We start from the raw sequence: 513 nt of genomic DNA, 5'->3' as shown, positions 1-513 counted from the left end.
TGGTATGCCTCTATTTATCTTAACACAGGTACAAAAATATCTTTAGAGATTATTATTGACATCCTATTAGCTGGTATTGTTGAATAATATTGTCAATGGCCTTAGGACTATACAACTCGTTAATCATTGAGTTTCTTTATCTGTTCTCTAAAGTTAGTGATATATTTTCTCCTTAAAGTAACTTCAATTCCACAAACAGTTTTTTTAAGATAGGAATCTAAGAAACTCATATGTATGAGAAATGGAAAAATGGAATAATAATAATAATACAAACCTTTCAAAGGGGATGTTTTATTGTTGAAAAATAAATTTATTTTTATTGGAGTAATTTTCACATTGACTATATTAGTTGTAGCAATTTATTTTAGTAATCATTACAAATCTGAGACAGTAAAAGCGCAAACCCATATGCTTAATAATTCAAATGCCAAAGATGAGTTACTTGTAGATATATTAATTCTAGATATTTTTAAAGCAGTAAAAAATCAATATAAATTAAGTAAAAGCACTCCA

General features: G+C 26.3%; 1 protein-coding gene. It reads left to right on the top strand.

All coding sequences use genetic code 11. From position 1 onward, the window contains the following. Positions 1-294 precede the first annotated feature (294 nt). Positions 295-513, top strand: a 219-nt coding sequence (locus JM172_RS24645) for a hypothetical protein (RefSeq protein WP_214485002.1), incomplete at its 3' end; no start/stop codon positions are given.

The organism is Bacillus sp. SM2101, from assembly GCF_018588585.1.
Classification (GTDB): domain Bacteria; phylum Bacillota; class Bacilli; order Bacillales; family SM2101; genus Nanhaiella; species Nanhaiella sioensis.
The sequence above is the reverse complement of the archived record's forward strand: the minus strand, read 5'-3'. Positions and strand labels throughout refer to the sequence as shown.